Source organism: Oerskovia paurometabola (genome assembly GCF_016907365.1).
Lineage (GTDB): Bacteria > Actinomycetota > Actinomycetes > Actinomycetales > Cellulomonadaceae > Oerskovia > Oerskovia paurometabola.
The window spans coordinates 1,694,449-1,709,828 of sequence record NZ_JAFBBV010000001.1 but is presented as its reverse complement, the minus strand read 5'-3'; the positions used below and the strand labels follow the sequence as shown (position 1 = coordinate 1,709,828).

The following is a 15,380-nucleotide window of genomic DNA, read 5'->3' as shown; positions in this document are numbered from 1 at the left end:
GCCGGGGACGCGCGGCCGAGAGGAGGTGGTGTGCGACACGTCGTCCTCGCGCGCGTGCGCGCAGGTCACGGCCGGTTCCCACTACGATGGTCCCCGCGCCCCGATAGCTCAATGGATAGAGCAACGGCCTTCTAATCCGTAGGTTGCAGGTTCGAGTCCTGCTCGGGGCACCCCTGCGCCTCCCCGAGGAGCCCCACCAGCTCCGCCCCGCTCGCGACCACCCGCGCCTCGTCCGCGAGGCCCTCGGGCAGGTCGTCCAGCAGGCTGGAGTCGGCAACGACCACGAGCCCACCGAGCATGATCGTGAGCCCGCAGGTGCTCGCCGCCGCCACGAGGAAGTCCCAGGCGGCCCTGCCCCCGACGTGGTTGACCATGAATCCACGGCTCAGGTCCCGCACTCCGTACAGGTACGCCCGGCCGTCGGGGAACGAGAGCTCGACGTACCCCGCCTCGAGCTCCTGGCGAGAGACCAGAGGCTCGATCAGTGCGGCGAGCGCCCCGACGTCGACCTGTCCTGCGTCACCGTCGACGAGCCGTTGGACGAAGATGTCGAAGCTCCTGCGCAGAGCATGCCCGACGGTGCGGACACCGCAAGGGGGCCGGTCCTCGCTCGTCGGTGGCGTGGCCGTGCGGGCCCAGCGGTGGACGCCTCCCTCGAGCCATCCGCTCTCCTGACCACCGACCTCACGTCCCGATGGGACGCTGCGTCTTCAGGACGAGCCCGTCCACCCGTCGCGGAGGTACTCCCATGCTGGCCGTCCAGAGCACCGAGCACGTCACGATCGACCCGTCCATCCTCTACTTCGGGACCCCGGTCGTCCTAGTCAGCACCGTCGGCGCCGACGGACGGCCCAACCTCGCCCCGTTGTCGTCGATCTTCTGGTTGGGCCACACCGCGGTGATCGGGGTGGGGGCCAGGTCGCAGACGGCGATCAACCTCCGCGCGACGGGCGGGGCCGTGCTCAACCTCCCATCGGTCGAGCAGGTCTCGGCGGTCGACCGGATCGCGCTCACGACGGGCCGCGACCCGGTCTCTGCGCGCAAGTCGTCCGTGGGGTACCGGTACGAGCCGGACAAGTTCGGGCGCGCGGGCCTGACGACCGTCGCGTCGGACACGGTGTCGGCGCCGAGGGCGGGCGAGTGCCCGGTGCAGCTCGAGGGTCACGTGGTGGACGCTCATCCGTTGCGCGGCGACGACCCGGTCGCGGCGGGGAGCATCCTCGCGGTCGAGATCGCGGTCACGCGGGTGCACGTGCACGAGTCGATCCGGCTCGCGGGCTCGACCCACCGGATCGACCCCGACCGGTGGCGCCCGCTCATCATGAGCTTCCAGCAGTTCTACGGGCTGGGTGACCGGGTGCTGCCGTCGAGGCTCTCGTCGATCGACGAGGAGTGGTACCGCTAGCCGTCGTCGCCCAGGCGATCTCCGCCGTCGGGACCGCGGTGCTGACCGCTCCGCTGTGGGCGGCGTCCCGGCCCGTCGTGGCGGTCCGGTGACGGGCAGCGCTTCCGTGGTCGGCTGAGCGTGAACTGTTCGGGTCGGGGGCCGTGCCCATAACTGACAACAATTGTTGGCATTCTGCGGCAACACCACCCCGCCCCCAGCCCCTGGTGCCCCCCAGGAGAGGGTGCGCCCCCGGCGGAAGGAGGCATCAGCCCCCGAGCCCGGCGCCTTCGAGCACCCCGTCCAGGAACACCGACACGTCGGCGAGCTCCTCGGCGCTGATCGAGTGGGGCAGCCCCGGGTACTCGACGTCGGTCACGGCGGTGAACCGCGGCAGCCAGGCCGAGGTCCGCGCCGTCGCGTCGGCCGAGATGACCTGGTCCGCGTCGCCGTGCCCGAAGAAGACGGCCGGCCGCCGTTCCGCGAGCGCCTCGTCACCGGGCAGCACCGCGTCGAGCACGAAGCCCGAGAGCACGACCCCCGCAGCGAAGCGCTCGGGTGCGGTGCGCAGGAGCTGGGTCACCATCAGGCCGCCCTGCGAGAAGCCCACGGGCACGACGACCGTCCCGGGGGTCACGTTCGCGTCGAGCCACGCGAGCACCGCCTCGGTGGACTCCGCGACGGGTGCCCGGTCGGGGCGTCCCGGCACGCCCAGCGGGAACCACGAGAACCCGCCGTTGCCCGCGTCGAGGGGCGCGCGCAGCGACGCCCAGTCCCAGACCGGGTGAAGATGACCGGCGATCGCGGGCAGGTCGTGCTCGTGCGAGCCGAACCCGTGGAGCAGCAGCAGGAGTGGGCGGCCCGCCTGGTTGCTGCCGCGGACGTGGACCGTGATCGGGGTGCTCATGCCGAGAATCCTGGCATGGGGAGTTCTCTCCTCTCCCGGGGCGTGAAAGAGTAAAGAACCGGCCACCCGTCGCGGATATACTCCCCGGACCGGCCGGTCGACCGGCTTGCCCGGTTCGCCGGGTTCCAGGGGTGGGTCCCGCACCGACCCCGGTCCAAGACGAGCGAAGGATCACGATGACCGAGGCAGCACCGCTCCAGCCCCCCGCCGCGACCGAGCACCTGGTGCTCTCCGCGCCCGAGCCCGTGAAGCCCGTCGCGACCACGCAGGCCCCCGCGATGGCTCCGCGCGTCGACGAGGCCGCGATCCCCGGTCTGGACCAGAAGGTCACGTCCTACCTCGACGCGCTCATGGCCTCCGACGCGCGCTCGCCCGAGTTCGCGGCCAAGGCGAACGACGTGCGCACCATGGGCGACCAGGACATCCGCACCGCCGCCGACGCCTCGAACCGCCTGCTGGCCACGCCCGTGCGCGCGCTCAAGGAGGGCGGGCTGTCGGAGGGCTCCAAGGTGGGCAGCACGCTCCTGGAGCTGCGCCGCACGGTCGAGAACCTCGACCCGTCCGAGGCGAGCATGGGCCGCAAGCTCCTCGGCTTCATCCCCTTCGGTGACAAGCTGACGGACTACTTCCGCCGGTACGAGAGCGCGCAGGGCCACCTCAACGCGATCATCCGCGCGCTCTACGACGGCCAGGACGAGCTCCGCAAGGACAACGCCGCGCTCAACCTCGAGAAGCAGCACCTGTGGGACACCATGGCGCGCCTCAACCAGTACATCTACGTGGCCGAGCGCCTCGACGCGCAGCTCTCCGCGAAGACCGCCGAGCTCGACGCGACGGACCCGGAGAAGGCCAAGGCGCTGCGCGAGGACGTGCTGTTCTACGTGCGCCAGAAGCACCAGGACCTCCTGACCCAGCTCGCGGTGTCCATCCAGGGCTACCTCGCGATCGACATCGTCATCAAGAACAACGTCGAGCTCATCAAAGGCGTCGACCGCGCGACCACCACGACCGTCTCCGCGCTGCGCACGGCCGTCATCGTGGCCCAGGCCCTCGCCAACCAGAAGCTCGTCCTGGACCAGATCACGGCGCTCAACACGACCACGTCGAACATGATCGCCTCGACGTCGAAGATGCTCGCGGACCAGTCGGCGACCATCCAGGCGCAGGCTGCGAGCGCCACGGTCGGCCTCCCCCAGCTCCAGGCCGCGTTCCAGAACATCTACGCGACCATGGACTCGATCTCGACGTTCAAGGTCCAGGCGCTGGACTCGATGGCGCAGACCATCGGCGTCCTGGAGACCGAGACGACCAAGGCCCGCGAGTACCTGGACCGCGTGGCCCAGGGTGACCAGTCGGGTGCGGCCTCGGGCGCGCTCGACCTCGGGAAGGTCTGACCCGGACGCCATGGGCTGGTTCCAGAACCTGTTCGGCGGCGGGCGCAGTCGCCCGCCGGAGGTCCCCGTGCTGCCGCCGGCACCCACGAGCGCGGACATCCTGGCCTCGGTCGACGCCGTGCAGGCGCAGATCGACGGCCGGGTCCCGCCCGCGGTCACGGCGCGCGTGAACCGGATCGCGAGGACGGTCGACGACATGGCCCCGCGCCTGGACCGCCTCGGTGGCGGCAGCGCGCAGGCGCACACGGTCGTCGCGACGGCCACGAGCTACCTGCCGGAGGCCGTGGGCGGCTACCTGCGCCTGCCGCGCGACTTCGCGGACACCCGCGCGGTCAACCGCGGCAAGACGTCGCTCATGATCCTGTGCGACCAGCTCGACCTGCTGGGCGTGACGCTCGACAAGATCTCGGACGCGGTCTCGCGCGCGGACGCCGCGGCCCTCGTGGCGCACGGTCAGTTCCTCGCGGAGAAGTTCCAGTCCTCCTCGATCGCGCTCGCGCCCGACGCCGGGACGGGCTCGGCCCAGCCTCAGGCACCGGGCAGCCCGGGCGGGTTGGAACGGCCGTGAGCGCCGCGCGCCAGGGGGCGCTCGCACGGAGCATCGAGGCGCTCGTCGCAGTGGGTCGCGGTGCGGGCCTCGTGCCCGACGACGTCGCGCACGAGGGCGAGCGGCTCGCCGCCGCGGTGGCCGAGTCGTCCACGGGCGCGGCTCCCGCGTGGCTCGAGGCCGTGGGGCGTGACCCGGGCGACTTCACGGCGTTCTTCGAGGCCGCGCAGCGGGGCCGCCGGTGGCGCTCGGCCCCGACCGACCAGCTCACGGCCCTCGTCGTCGCGGGCTCGGAGCATGCCGCCGCGTATGCGGAGGCCCTCGCGTCCGTGATCTCCGCGGCCGGTGCGCTGGGCTCCCCCGGGCTCTCGTCCTCGGCGAACGCCGCGTCCACGACGGCCGTGCAGCGCGCCGCGGCCCAGCCGCACACGGCCCCACCGCGCGCCGCCCGGCCGCAGGGCACTCCTGTCCACTTCCCGACGCCGTCGTTCGACCCGACCCTCCCGAGCGGGTCGAACCCGTTCGACCTGGGCTCGCTCGCCGGTGCGGGCGGCCTGCGTCCTCCGGCGCAGGACATCGTCCCGACCGTGGACGCGATCCTCGACGCCCTGGGTGCGCGTACCCCGGGCGACGCAGGCCCCGCGACGCACGCGGCGCCGTCGGGCCCCCCGGTCGACCCGGCCTCCGGCGGCGCGCAGAGCGCGACCACGGGCGACTCCCCCGCCGAGAAGGAGACCGAGGCCGAGCCGCCCCGCTCGCTCGAGGAGCTCCTGGCCGAGCTCGACGCGCTGATCGGGCTCGACCGGGTCAAGCACGAGATCCGCCAGCAGACCGAGCTCCTGCGCGTCGAGAAGCTGCGGACGGCCGCGGGCCTGACCACGCCCACGCTCACGCGCCACCTCGTGTTCCTCGGCAACCCGGGCACGGGCAAGACGACCGTCGGGCGCCTCGTCGCGGGCATCTACCGCGCGCTCGGGCTGCTCAGCAAGGGGCACCTGGTCGAGGTCGACCGCTCCGAGCTCGTCGCCGGCTACCTGGGGCAGACGGCCGTCAAGACGTCCGAGGTCGTGGCGACCGCGATCGGCGGCGTGCTGTTCATCGACGAGGCGTACGGCCTCGCGGAGGACCAGTACGGCGCCGAGGCCGTCAACACGCTCGTCAAGGACATGGAGGACCACCGCGACGACCTCGTGGTGATCGTCGCGGGGTACCCCGGCCCCATGGCCGGGTTCATCGCGACCAACCCCGGCCTCGAGTCGCGCTTCTCCACGACCATCACGTTCGACGACTACTCGGACGCCGAGCTGCGCGGCATCTTCGAGCGCATGGCGACCTCTGCGGACTTCGAGGCGCTGCCCGAGACCCTCGACCGGTTCGAGGAGATGGTCTCGCTCGTGCCGCGCACCGAGGGGTTCGGCAACGGTCGCCACGCGCGCAACGTCCTGGACGCGGCCATCGCGCGCCACGCGTGGCGCCTCAAGGACACCCCGGAGCCCACGCTCGACGAGCTGCGCCGGCTCCTGCCCGAGGACCTGCTGCCCCAGGACGGGACCGCCGCCGGGGGCTCGGCCGGCATCCTGGCCGAGCCCGAAGACCTGCCCGAAGACCTGCCCGAGAACCCGACCGTCTCCCCTCAGGAGGAGCCTGCATGAGCCAGACCCTGACGCCGCCGCCCGGGTCCGCCCCGGCGCCCGGTCGGGCCGTCCAGCCTTCCTACCCCGGGCAGCCCGCCACGCCCCCGGGCGCACCCGCCGCCACGCAGGCCGAGGAGCGGGCCGCCCGCCGCGCGGGGGTGCGCAGCGCGCTGCGTCGATCGCCGGGCAAGCTGCGGATCGCGCTCGCGCTGTGCGTGCTCGCGGCGGTCGTCTTCGGCGCGCTCGGCTTCCAGGCCGCGCGTGTCCAGGGGATCGCGCTCGACGACGCCCGCGCGGACACGAGCCAGCTCCTGGGGGTCCAGGACGTGCGCAACAACCTGGTCGTGGCGGACGCCGCGGCGACCAACGCGTTCCTGGTCGGCGGCCTCGAGCCCGTGGACCAGCGCGAGCGCTACGACGACGCGATCGCGAACGCCTCGATCCGCATCGCCGAGCTCGCGGGGTCCAACAGCGCGGACGCGGCCGAGCTCGGCCGGGTCGCCTCGCAGGTCGCGGTCTACACGGGCCTGATCGAGCAGGCGCGCGCGAACAACCGCCAGGGCTTCCCGGTGGGGTCGGCCTACCTGGACCAGGCCTCGACGCTGCTGCGCGACGAGATCCTGCCGACGCTCACGACGCTCGTGGACGACAACGCCGACCGTGTGGCGTCCGACCTGTCGATGGTGCGCAACGCGCTGTGGATCCTCGCGGCAGGCGTCCTGTGCCTGGCGCTGCTCGTCGCGACGCAGGTGTGGCTGGCCAAGCGCACGCACCGCGTGCTCAACGTGGGGCTGCTCGCGGCGAGCGCGGTCGTGCTGGTCGTCGGGGTCGTGGGTGCGGTCCTGCTGAGCCAGACCAACGGCGCGGCCGCCGCGGTCCGCGACGGACCGTACGCGGCGACGCTCGCGGCGTCGACCGCGTACTCGGAGGCGAACGACGCCAAGGCCATGGAGAGCTTCACGCTCATCAAGCGCGGCTCGGGCCAGGCGTACGAGGAGTCGTTCGTCGAGCTCACGGCCGACGCGACGCAGCGCCTCGACGACGCGGGGGCTGCCGGGGTCCTCGACGGGACCGCGGCCGGACACCTGGGCGACTGGGTCACCCAGCACCAGGCGATCCGCGCGCTCGACGACGCGGGCGACTGGGACGGGGCGGTCGCGCTCGCGACGAGCTCTGCCGAGGGCAGCCCGAACGCCGCGTTCGCGGCCTTCTCCCAGTCCGTCACGAACGACATCACCGACAACATCAGGGCCACGCAGGCCGACCTCGCCTCGGCAGGCACGAAGTCCGCCCTCGCGGGCTGGCTGCTGCTGGCCGCAGGCCTCGTCGCGGCGGTCCTCGCCTGGCGCGGCCTGAACGTCCGACTGGAGGAGTACCGGTGATCACCACGACCTTCCGCAAGAGCGGGCGCCTGAGCGCCCTGGTGGCGCTGGGGGTCTCGGGCGCCCTGGTCCTGGCCGGCTGCGCCACGCCCGACGCCGGACCGTCCGCGGGGGTGTCCGTGGCCTCGGTCGTCGGCACCGCGGGCAGCGCAGCGGCCGGGAGCGGCCCGGCCGGCAGCACCGTCTCGGCTGCCGCGGCGTGCGAGAACCCGGTCGCGTCCTACGCGCCCGACGGCCCGCTGCCGGGACCCGGTGCGCTGCCCGCAGGCAGCACCATGGCGGCGACCCGCGACCGCGGCTCGCTCGTCGTGGGCGTCTCCGCCGACACCCTCCAGCTCGGTGCCCGCAACCCCCTGACGGGGCAGATCGAGGGCTTCGACATCGACGTGCTGCACCAGGTGTCGACCGCGATCTTCGGCGACCCGAACCGGCTCCAGTTCCGCGTCATCACGTCCGGTCAGCGGCTCGAGGCCCTGGAGAACGGCGAGGTGGACATCGTCGCCCGGGCGTTCACGATCAACTGCGAGCGCTGGGAGACCATCGCGTTCTCCTCGGAGTACTACCACGCGGGCCAGAAGGTGCTCGTGACCAGGGACTCCGAGGCGCAGGGCATCGCGGACCTCGCGGGCCAGCGGGTCTGCGCCCCGGACGGCACCACGACGCTCGAACGCCTCCAGGAGTACCCCGACATCGAGGCCGTGCCCGCGACGACCCACACGGGCTGCCTCGCCCTGTTCCAGCAGGGCAAGGTCGACGCGATCACGGGCGACGACACGATCCTCGCGGGCTTCGCAGCACAGGACCCGTACGCGAAGGTCGTCGGACAGGCGATCTCCGACGAGCCGTACGGCCTGGGCATCCCGGCCGCGAACGTCGACATGGTCAAGTTCGTCAACGGCGTGCTGGAGCAGATGCGCACCGACGGCACCTGGACCGCGCTGTACGACGAGTGGCTCGGCGTCCTCGGCCCGGCCCCGGCCCCGCCGGTCGCCGTGTACGGCCGCACGCCGTGACCCCAGGCTCCTCGCCCTCCCCTGCCGCTGCTGGGCCGCCCGTGGCCCCGCGCACGCAGCAGGCACCGAGCGCGCCCGGACGTCTGGGCGAGGCGAGCCCGGCCGCTGAGCTCTTCACGTACCTCGCGGCGCTCGAGGAGTGGTTGCGGGCTCGGCGGACCGAGCTCGACCGCCTCGACGCCGCAGCACAGGCCGCGGCGTCCCCCGAGACGTACACCGCCGACATGCTGCTCGCCATGACTCTGTGGCAGGCGGCCCGCACGCGCGCCGACGAGATGGCCGTGGTCTGGGACTCGGGGCGCGCGGACACGGTCGCGCGCGAGAAGATCTCGCAGCTGATCTGGGGGCGCCTGAGCTCGCCCGACGGCTCGTCGCTCGTGTCGTTGGTCGAGGCGACGCGGCTGTGCGACGCGATCGTGGCCGCGCTGCGCACGCGCCTGTCCTTCGACCCGAACGCCGCCGACGAGGTCGCCCGGTTCCGTGGGCTGCGCGCCGAGCTGGCCCGGTGCGACGAGCTCGCCGGCTCCGACACCGAGGCCCGTGGCAGGGTGGAGAAGCTCCGTGAGCGCTGGACGCGGCTACGCGACAAGGCGTCGCACGGCGCCGACGTGACCGGCCCCCTGACCGAGCTCGAGGCCGAGGTCGCCCGCACCGAGCGCGACCTCATCGTGGGTGCGTCCGAGCGTCGCGAGCTGGCCCGCGACCGCAAGCAGGCCGTCGAGCGCTACGCGGCCCTGGAGGCGCGCGAGCCCTCGCTGCGCGAGCTCGCTGCCCGTGCCCGTCGCGAGATCGCCGCTCCCCCGCGCCTCGCGGTGCCCGACGTGTCGCGCCTGGGCGAGGTCCCGCACGACCGCGCGGGACTCGACGGGTTCCTGACGCGGCTCGCGACCGTCGCGCGCGCGTTCGACACGGTCGAGTCCGCGTACACCGCGCCGCTGCGCGAGCGGGCAGAGCTCCGCTACCGGCTCGACGCCTACCGCGTGAAGGCCGACGCCAACGGCCGCAGCGCCTCCCCCACGGTCCGCTCCGGGCTGGCCGAGGCCCGCGCGGCGGGCGAGGCCGTGCCCTGTGACGTCGTCCTGCTGCGCTTCCTCGTCGAGCAGTACCAGTTCCTGTCCCGTCCGCTCCCGGCGCACCTCGCGTCGCCCGGATCGTCACCCGCACCGCCGCCCGCACCGGGCCAGGAAGGATCGTCCCGATGACCACGACCGCTCAGGAGCCCTGCTCCCAGCCGGGCTGCACCGGCTTCATCGAGGACGGCTACTGCAACGTGTGCGGCTCGCCCGCCGCGCCCTCGGCCGGGGCTCCCGGCCCGGCAGGGTCGTCGACGACCGCGACCGCAGCCGCCGCGTCGCCGTCGGCCATGCTCGGCACGGGCATCGCGCAGGCCGCCCCGAACTACGCGGCCGGCCCGGGCCCCGAGGGCGAGGCCGTCTCGACCCGCACGGGGCGCACGAGCTCGACCCAGCTCGCGAGCGCCGCGCTCGGCTCGGCCCGCTCTGCCGTGACGGGCACCAAGTCCACGCGGCGCGTGGGGACGTCCTCGACACGTCTGCGCGGCCACCGCCTGGGCGCGGGCCTGACGACCGTGCCGAGCGCGCCGGTCCGCGACCCGCTCCAGGCCATCATGGCCGTGCCCGAGCTCGCGGAGTCCAAGCGGTTCTGCCCCACGTGCGGCGCCAAGGTCGGCCGGTCGCGCGACGGCGTCCCGGGCCGCACCTCGGGCTTCTGCCCGCAGTGCCGCACCGCGTTCTCGTTCGACCCGCAGCTCTCGCCGGGCGACGTCGTGGGCGGCCAGTACGAGGTCGTGGGCTGCCTCGCGCACGGCGGCCTCGGCTGGATCTACCTGGCCCGCGACCAGAACGTGTCGGGCCGGTGGGTCGTGCTCAAGGGTCTGCTCAACTCGGGCGACCCCGACGCGTTCGCGGCCGCGATCTCCGAGCGCCAGTTCCTGGCCGAGGTCGAGCACCCGCTGATCGTCGAGATCTACAACTTCGTGATGCACGACGGCGCGGGCTACACCGTCATGGAGTACGTGGGCGGCAAGTCGCTCAAGGAGATCCTCAAGGACCGCCGCGACGACAACGGCGGCGTGGTGAACCCTCTACCCGTGGACCAGGCGCTCGCGTTCGTCCTGGAGATCCTCCCGGCGTTCGCGTACCTGCACGACCTGGGCCTGATCTTCTGCGACTTCAAGCCCGACAACATGATCCAGCAGGGCGACGGCGTCAAGCTCATCGACCTGGGCGGCGTGCGGCGCCTGGACGACATGACGTCCGCGATCTTCGGCACGGTCGGCTACCAGGCTCCCGAGGTCGCGGAGATCGGGACGTCGGTCGCGTCCGACATCTACACGATCGGGCGCACGCTCGCCACGCTCGTGCTGGACTTCCGCGGGAACCAGACGACGTACGTCGCGTCCCTGCCGCCCGTCGCCGAGACCCCGGTCTTCCAGCAGTACGACTCGTTCTACCGCCTGCTCGCCAAGGCGTGCGCGCTCGACCCCTCGGACCGCTTCGCGACGGTCGACGAGATGCGCGCCCAGCTCATCGGCGTGCTGCGCGAGGTCGTCGCGACCGACCGTGGCCCGGGCAGCGGCGCGCTGCACTCGGCGGCCTCCGTCCTGTTCGAGGCGCCCGTGTCCGACGACGCCGACCACCCGCTGACGTGGGACGCCCTGCCGACGCTCAAGATCGACGAGTCCGACCCCATGGCGAGCTGGCTCGCGGGCGTCAACATCGCCGACCCCGCGGCTCGCATGGCGGCCCTCGCTGCGGCCCCCGAGTCGACGGTCGAGGTGCGGCTCGCGTACGCCAAGGCCGCGATCGAGCACCGCCGGTTCGCCGAGGTCGACAAGACCATCGTCGAGATCCTCGCCGACGACCCGTGGGAGTGGCGGGCGGCCTGGATCGGGGGGCTGGCCGAGCTCGCGCGCGGCGAGGCCGCGGACGCCCGCGCCTCGTTCAACGCGGTCTACGGCCAGGTCCCCGGCGAGCTCGCGCCCAAGCTCGCGCTCGCCGTCGCGTGCGAGGTCAGCGGTGAACCGGACATCGCCGAGTCGCTGTACGTGATCTGCGCCCGGTCGGACGCCAACTACACCGCGCCCGCGGCGTTCGGGCTCGCCCGCATCCGGCAGGCGCGCGGCGACCTCGACGGGGCGCTGCACGCGCTGGACCTCGTGACCCCGACGCGCAGCTCGTACACCGACGCGCGCATGCGCCGCGCACGGCTCCTCGCCGGGTCCGACCGGGGGCTCACGGCCCTGGCCGAGGCGCTCGCGAGCGTCGAGTCGGTCGCGATCCCCCAGCGCGACCGCGTCGCCCTCTCGATCGACGTCCTGAGCTCCGCGCTCGAGGAGGTCACGGTCAAGAAGCAGGTCGGCACGGCGCGCCTCGGCGGGGTCGAGCCCAAGGAGCCACCGCTGCGCGACGCCCTCGAGGGGGCCTACCGCGAGATGGCGACGCTCACCGAGGACCGGGTCGCGAAGATCGACCTCGTCGACCGGGCGAACGCCGTGCGCCGCTGGACGACGACGTGAGCGCGCAGGAGAGCTCGCCCGGCCTGCTCGCGCCGTGCGCCACGTGCGGTGAGGTGCCCGCACCCGGGGCGAGGTTCTGCGAGAACTGCGGCTCCGACGTCGGGCCGGCGGTGGCCGCCGGGGACGGGCCGCCCATCCTGGCGCGCCCGCCCGTGCCCGCGCTGCCTCCCCTGACCCTCCCGACGCCTCCGCCGGACCTCAAGCCCACGGACCCCGACTCGGGCGCCGTGCCGCCGCCCCCTCCGCCGCCGCCGCCCGCTGCCCGACGTCCCTGCACGAGCTGCGGCGGCACTGTCGCGGACGACGGCTACTGCGAGCAGTGCGGCGAGAAGGCCCAGGTCGAGCGCGACCACTGGGCCGAGCAGCCCGCCCCCTGGGTCGCGGGCGTGTGCGACCGCGGCATCCGGCACTCGCGCAACGAGGACGCCATGGCGCTCGCCGCGTCCGGTGACCCGGCCGCGGCCGGGCGGTTCGCGGCCCTCGTGGTGTGCGACGGGGTCTCGGCCGCGCCGGACTCGGACGTCGCGAGCCTCGCGGCGGCGCGAGCGGCCCGCGACGTGCTCGCGTCCGGCGGGCCCGACGGCGCCGCGCCCGTCACGGGGGACGTCACCGAGCGCATCCAGGCGTGGCAGGCCCTCATGGTCGCCGCGTCGACGACCGCGAACGACGCGGTCCTGGTCGCGGTGGGCGACAAGGCCGAGCGGGCCGAGCCGCCGTCGTGCACGTTCGTCGCGGCCGTCGTCGACGGTCCGCTGGTCGTCGCGGGCTGGGTGGGCGACTCGCGCGCCTACTGGATCCCCGACGCCGGCACGGCCCGCCAGCTCAGCGTCGACGACTCGTGGGCGCACGAGCTCATGGCCATGGGCACCCCGCGCCACGTCGCCGAGAACGCGCCCCAGGCGCACGCGATCACGCGCTGGCTCGGGCCCGACTCGACCGACCCGGCGGCGCGCTGCGCCCCGACCGTCCCGGACTCCTCGGGCTGGCTGCTGGTCTGCTCGGACGGCCTGTGGAACTACTGCTCGGCGGCCGACGACCTCGCGGACCTCGTGCGCTCGACCGAGGCCACGACGGGGCGCGAGCCCCGCACCCTGGCCGCCGAGCTGGTCCGCTGGGCCAACGCCCAGGGCGGCCGGGACAACATCACCGCGACTCTCGCGCGTTTCGAGGCGCTCGCCGCCCCGGACACCTCCGATAACCTGCACACAGACGCGTTCTCGGGCGACGAGCCCGCGACGCGCGCCCTCTGATCCACGAAGGAGCCCAGAACCCATGGCCGAGTTCTCCGCCGAGGTCTTCCAGAACGAGTTCCTGTCCGAGGGCGCCACGGATGTGCACGCCATCGTGACGGTGACCGCCCGAGGGGCAGGTCAGGCGGGGGCCGCGACCTCGGGCGGCGGCGTCGCCGAGATCATCATGGTCGACACGTCCGGCTCGATGTCCGGGCGCAACATGGAGTCCGCCAAGTACGCCGCGCAGGTCGCGGTCGACCAGATCCTCGACGGGACCTGGTTCGCGATCGTCGGCGGCAGCCACGTCGCGCAGCGCGCGTTCCCGTACCCCAACGCGCGCGTCGCGATGGTGCAGATGGAGCCCGCGGCACGCGAGGAGGCCAAGCGGGCCATCGCCATGATGAGCCCGTCGGGCGGCACCGCGATGAGCACGTGGCTCCAGCTCGCGGCCCAGCTCTTCGACACCGTGCCCCAGGCCGCCCAGCGCCACGCGATCCTCCTGACGGACGGCAAGAACGAGTCGGAGCCGCGCGAGAACCTGTCGCAGGTCGTGCGCGCCGTGACCGGGAAGTTCCAGTGCGACGCGCGCGGCGTCGGTTCGCGCTGGCAGGTCGACGAGCTGCGCGAGATCTCGACGGCCCTGCTCGGCACGGTCGACCTCATCGCCGACCCGAGCGAGATCGCTGCCGACTTCTCCTCGCTCGTCCAGAAGTCCATGTCGCGTGGCGTTGCCTCCGCGGACCTGCGCGTGTGGGCCCCGCAGGGCGCCCAGGTGCTGTTCGTGCGCCAGGTCGCCCCGACGGTCGAGGACCTCACGACGCGCCGCGCCGTGGTCAACCCGCTCACGGGCTCCTACCCCACGGGGTCGTGGGGCGACGAGACGCGCGACTACCACGTGGCCGTGCGCGTGGCCTCGAAGCCCGTGGGCTCCGAGCAGCTCGCGGCGCGCGTCCAGCTCGCCGTGAACGGCGAGGTGGTCTCGTCGGGGCTCGTGAAGGCCAAGTGGTCCGACGACGGCGCGCTCACCACGCGCATCAACCCGGAGGTCGCGCACTACACCGGTCAGGCCGAGCTCGCGTCCGCGATCCAGGAGGGCCTCGCGGCCAAGGCGGCCGGCGACGAGGCGACCGCCACGGTCAAGCTCGGCCGCGCCGTGCAGCTCGCGGCCGAGACCGGCAACGACGAGGCGACCTCGCGCCTGCGCAAGGTCGTCGAGATCGAGAGCGAGGAGCAGGGCACCGTGCGCCTCAAGCGCAACACCGACAAGCTCGACGAGATGGCCCTCGACACCGCCTCGACCAAGACCACGCGGGTCAAGCGATGAGCGCGACCTGCCCCAACGGGCACGCGTCCGAGTCGACCGACTACTGCGACGTGTGCGGCGAGCCCATGGGCGCTGCGTCGAGCGGCGCGTCGGCGGCCGTGGCCTCCGGGTCTGTCGGGGCCGCGGCCGGTCCTGCCGGCAGTGGTGGCGCGGCTGCGGGTGGCGAGCCCATCGCGTGCCCGCACTGCTCCTTCCCGGCTGCGGCCGGGGCGCTGTTCTGCGAGAACTGCGGCTACGACTTCACGACAGGCTCGCTGCCCGAGCCCGCGGGGGCGCCGTCTGCCGCGACCCCCGTGTCGGCGGGTGCGCCCGCCGGGTCGCCGGGGCCGCTCGATCCCCCGGCGTCGTCGCTCGACCTCGACCCGGTCGCGCCCCCCGCGGGGTCGCCCGCGGCCGCGCCGTCGGCGGACCCGCTGTCGGCCCCGGCGGCTCTCACGCCGCCCGTCGGGGACCCGGAGGCGGGTGATCCGTCGTCCACGCCTGTCGCTGCTCCCGCCGACCCGGCCGAGGGCGAGGCGACGTCCACGCGGACGGGCGCGACGCCGTCGGGCATGGGGACGCACCTGCCGACCCCGCCCGTGCCGGGTGAGGACCAATGGGTCGTCGAGGTGTGGATCGACCCCGACTGGTACCAGGCGCAGAAGGCCGAGGACCCGCTGCCGTCGGCCGGGCTGCCCGGTCTCGTGGTGCTGCGCGAACGCAGCGTGCTCGTGGGACGGCCGTCGGTGTCGCGCAACATCCACCCGCAGATCGACTGCGGCGCCGACACCGGCGTCTCGCGACGGCACTGCCAGCTCAACACCGACGGGCAGCGCTGGTGGGTCGAGGACCTCCAGTCCTCCAACGGGACCTACCTGAGCCCCGCGGGCGGCGAGCTGCCCATCGACCCGATCCCGGCCGGTCAGCGCCGCGAGGTCGCCGACGGCGACCGCATCTACCTCGGCGGCTGGACGCGGCTCGTGATCCGCAAGGCGCTGCCAGGGGAGGTCTGAGCCTCGTGGCGTGACGGACGATGGCGACGAGGC

12 protein-coding genes and 1 tRNA gene are annotated in these 15,380 nt (G+C 73.7%); 12 read left to right on the top strand and 1 reads right to left on the bottom strand.

What is annotated here, in order from left to right; translation table 11 throughout:
• Positions 1–97: 97 nt before the first annotated feature.
• Both JOD48_RS07700 and JOD48_RS07695 read left to right on the top strand, forming a co-directional pair.
• A tRNA-Arg gene (locus tag JOD48_RS07700) sits at positions 98–170 on the top strand.
• A gap of 578 nt (positions 171–748) precedes the next feature.
• Positions 749–1,405, top strand: a complete 657-nt coding sequence (locus JOD48_RS07695) for a flavin reductase family protein (protein ID WP_204808391.1) — start codon at positions 749–751, stop codon at positions 1,403–1,405.
• 247 nt (positions 1,406–1,652) lie between these two features.
• Here the strand turns inward: JOD48_RS07695 and JOD48_RS07690 are convergent, their stop codons facing one another.
• A complete protein-coding gene (locus tag JOD48_RS07690) occupies positions 1,653–2,291 on the bottom strand; it encodes an alpha/beta hydrolase (RefSeq protein WP_204808389.1) in 639 nt (212 codons plus the stop codon).
• 176 nt (positions 2,292–2,467) lie between these two features.
• On the opposite strand from JOD48_RS07690, the gene JOD48_RS07685 reads away from it, so the two are divergent.
• The 10 genes from JOD48_RS07685 to JOD48_RS07640 are packed head-to-tail and all read left to right on the top strand — an operon-like array spanning position 2,468 to position 15,347.
• Entirely contained in the window at positions 2,468–3,685 is a 1,218-nt protein-coding gene (locus tag JOD48_RS07685; RefSeq protein WP_191789203.1) for a toxic anion resistance protein, read from the top strand.
• 10 nt (positions 3,686–3,695) lie between these two features.
• Positions 3,696–4,253: a hypothetical protein gene (locus JOD48_RS07680; protein ID WP_204808388.1), complete on the top strand. Its 558-nt coding sequence runs from the start codon at positions 3,696–3,698 to the stop codon at positions 4,251–4,253.
• Positions 4,250–5,884 (top strand): AAA family ATPase, encoded by a 1,635-nt coding sequence (locus JOD48_RS07675; RefSeq protein WP_204808386.1) that lies wholly within the window; start codon positions 4,250–4,252, stop codon positions 5,882–5,884. The genes JOD48_RS07680 and JOD48_RS07675 overlap by 4 nt, the downstream gene beginning before the upstream one ends.
• Positions 5,881–7,248 carry a GlnX family signal transduction membrane protein gene (locus JOD48_RS07670; protein ID WP_204808383.1) on the top strand — a complete coding sequence of 456 codons (1,368 nt, stop codon included), beginning with the start codon at positions 5,881–5,883 and terminating at the stop codon, positions 7,246–7,248. The genes JOD48_RS07675 and JOD48_RS07670 overlap by 4 nt, the downstream gene beginning before the upstream one ends.
• On the top strand, positions 7,248–8,261 hold the full coding sequence (locus tag JOD48_RS07665; protein WP_504745307.1) for a glutamate ABC transporter substrate-binding protein: 1,014 nt from the start codon (positions 7,248–7,250) through the stop codon (positions 8,259–8,261). The genes JOD48_RS07670 and JOD48_RS07665 overlap by 1 nt, the downstream gene beginning before the upstream one ends.
• Positions 8,258–9,463 carry a hypothetical protein gene (locus JOD48_RS07660; RefSeq protein WP_307824039.1) on the top strand — a complete coding sequence of 402 codons (1,206 nt, stop codon included), beginning with the start codon at positions 8,258–8,260 and terminating at the stop codon, positions 9,461–9,463. Before JOD48_RS07665 ends, JOD48_RS07660 begins: the two co-directional genes overlap by 4 nt.
• Positions 9,460–11,799 carry a serine/threonine-protein kinase gene (locus tag JOD48_RS07655; RefSeq protein ID WP_204808379.1) on the top strand — a complete coding sequence of 780 codons (2,340 nt, stop codon included), beginning with the start codon at positions 9,460–9,462 and terminating at the stop codon, positions 11,797–11,799. The genes JOD48_RS07660 and JOD48_RS07655 overlap by 4 nt, the downstream gene beginning before the upstream one ends.
• Positions 11,796–13,049: a PP2C family protein-serine/threonine phosphatase gene (locus JOD48_RS07650; protein ID WP_204808377.1), complete on the top strand. Its 1,254-nt coding sequence runs from the start codon at positions 11,796–11,798 to the stop codon at positions 13,047–13,049. Before JOD48_RS07655 ends, JOD48_RS07650 begins: the two co-directional genes overlap by 4 nt.
• 22 nt (positions 13,050–13,071) lie before the next feature.
• Positions 13,072–14,355 (top strand): vWA domain-containing protein, encoded by a 1,284-nt coding sequence (locus tag JOD48_RS07645; protein ID WP_191789209.1) that lies wholly within the window; start codon positions 13,072–13,074, stop codon positions 14,353–14,355.
• On the top strand, positions 14,352–15,347 hold the full coding sequence (locus tag JOD48_RS07640) for an FHA domain-containing protein (protein WP_204808375.1): 996 nt from the start codon (positions 14,352–14,354) through the stop codon (positions 15,345–15,347). The genes JOD48_RS07645 and JOD48_RS07640 overlap by 4 nt, the downstream gene beginning before the upstream one ends.
• The last annotated feature ends 33 nt before the right edge of the window (positions 15,348–15,380 follow it).

What these genes read in the sequence shown, in the direction of transcription:
- JOD48_RS07695 (WP_204808391.1), top strand. Translation starts at nt 749, where the DNA reads ATGCTGGCCGTCCAGAGCACCGAGCACGTCACGATCGACCCGTCCATC.
- JOD48_RS07690 (WP_204808389.1), bottom strand. Translation starts at nt 2,291, where the DNA reads ATGAGCACCCCGATCACGGTCCACGTCCGCGGCAGCAACCAGGCGGGC.
- JOD48_RS07685 (WP_191789203.1), top strand. Translation starts at nt 2,468, where the DNA reads ATGACCGAGGCAGCACCGCTCCAGCCCCCCGCCGCGACCGAGCACCTG.
- JOD48_RS07680 (WP_204808388.1), top strand. Translation starts at nt 3,696, where the DNA reads ATGGGCTGGTTCCAGAACCTGTTCGGCGGCGGGCGCAGTCGCCCGCCG.
- JOD48_RS07670 (WP_204808383.1), top strand. Translation starts at nt 5,881, where the DNA reads ATGAGCCAGACCCTGACGCCGCCGCCCGGGTCCGCCCCGGCGCCCGGT.
- JOD48_RS07655 (WP_204808379.1), top strand. Translation starts at nt 9,460, where the DNA reads ATGACCACGACCGCTCAGGAGCCCTGCTCCCAGCCGGGCTGCACCGGC.
- JOD48_RS07645 (WP_191789209.1), top strand. Translation starts at nt 13,072, where the DNA reads ATGGCCGAGTTCTCCGCCGAGGTCTTCCAGAACGAGTTCCTGTCCGAG.
- JOD48_RS07640 (WP_204808375.1), top strand. Translation starts at nt 14,352, where the DNA reads ATGAGCGCGACCTGCCCCAACGGGCACGCGTCCGAGTCGACCGACTAC.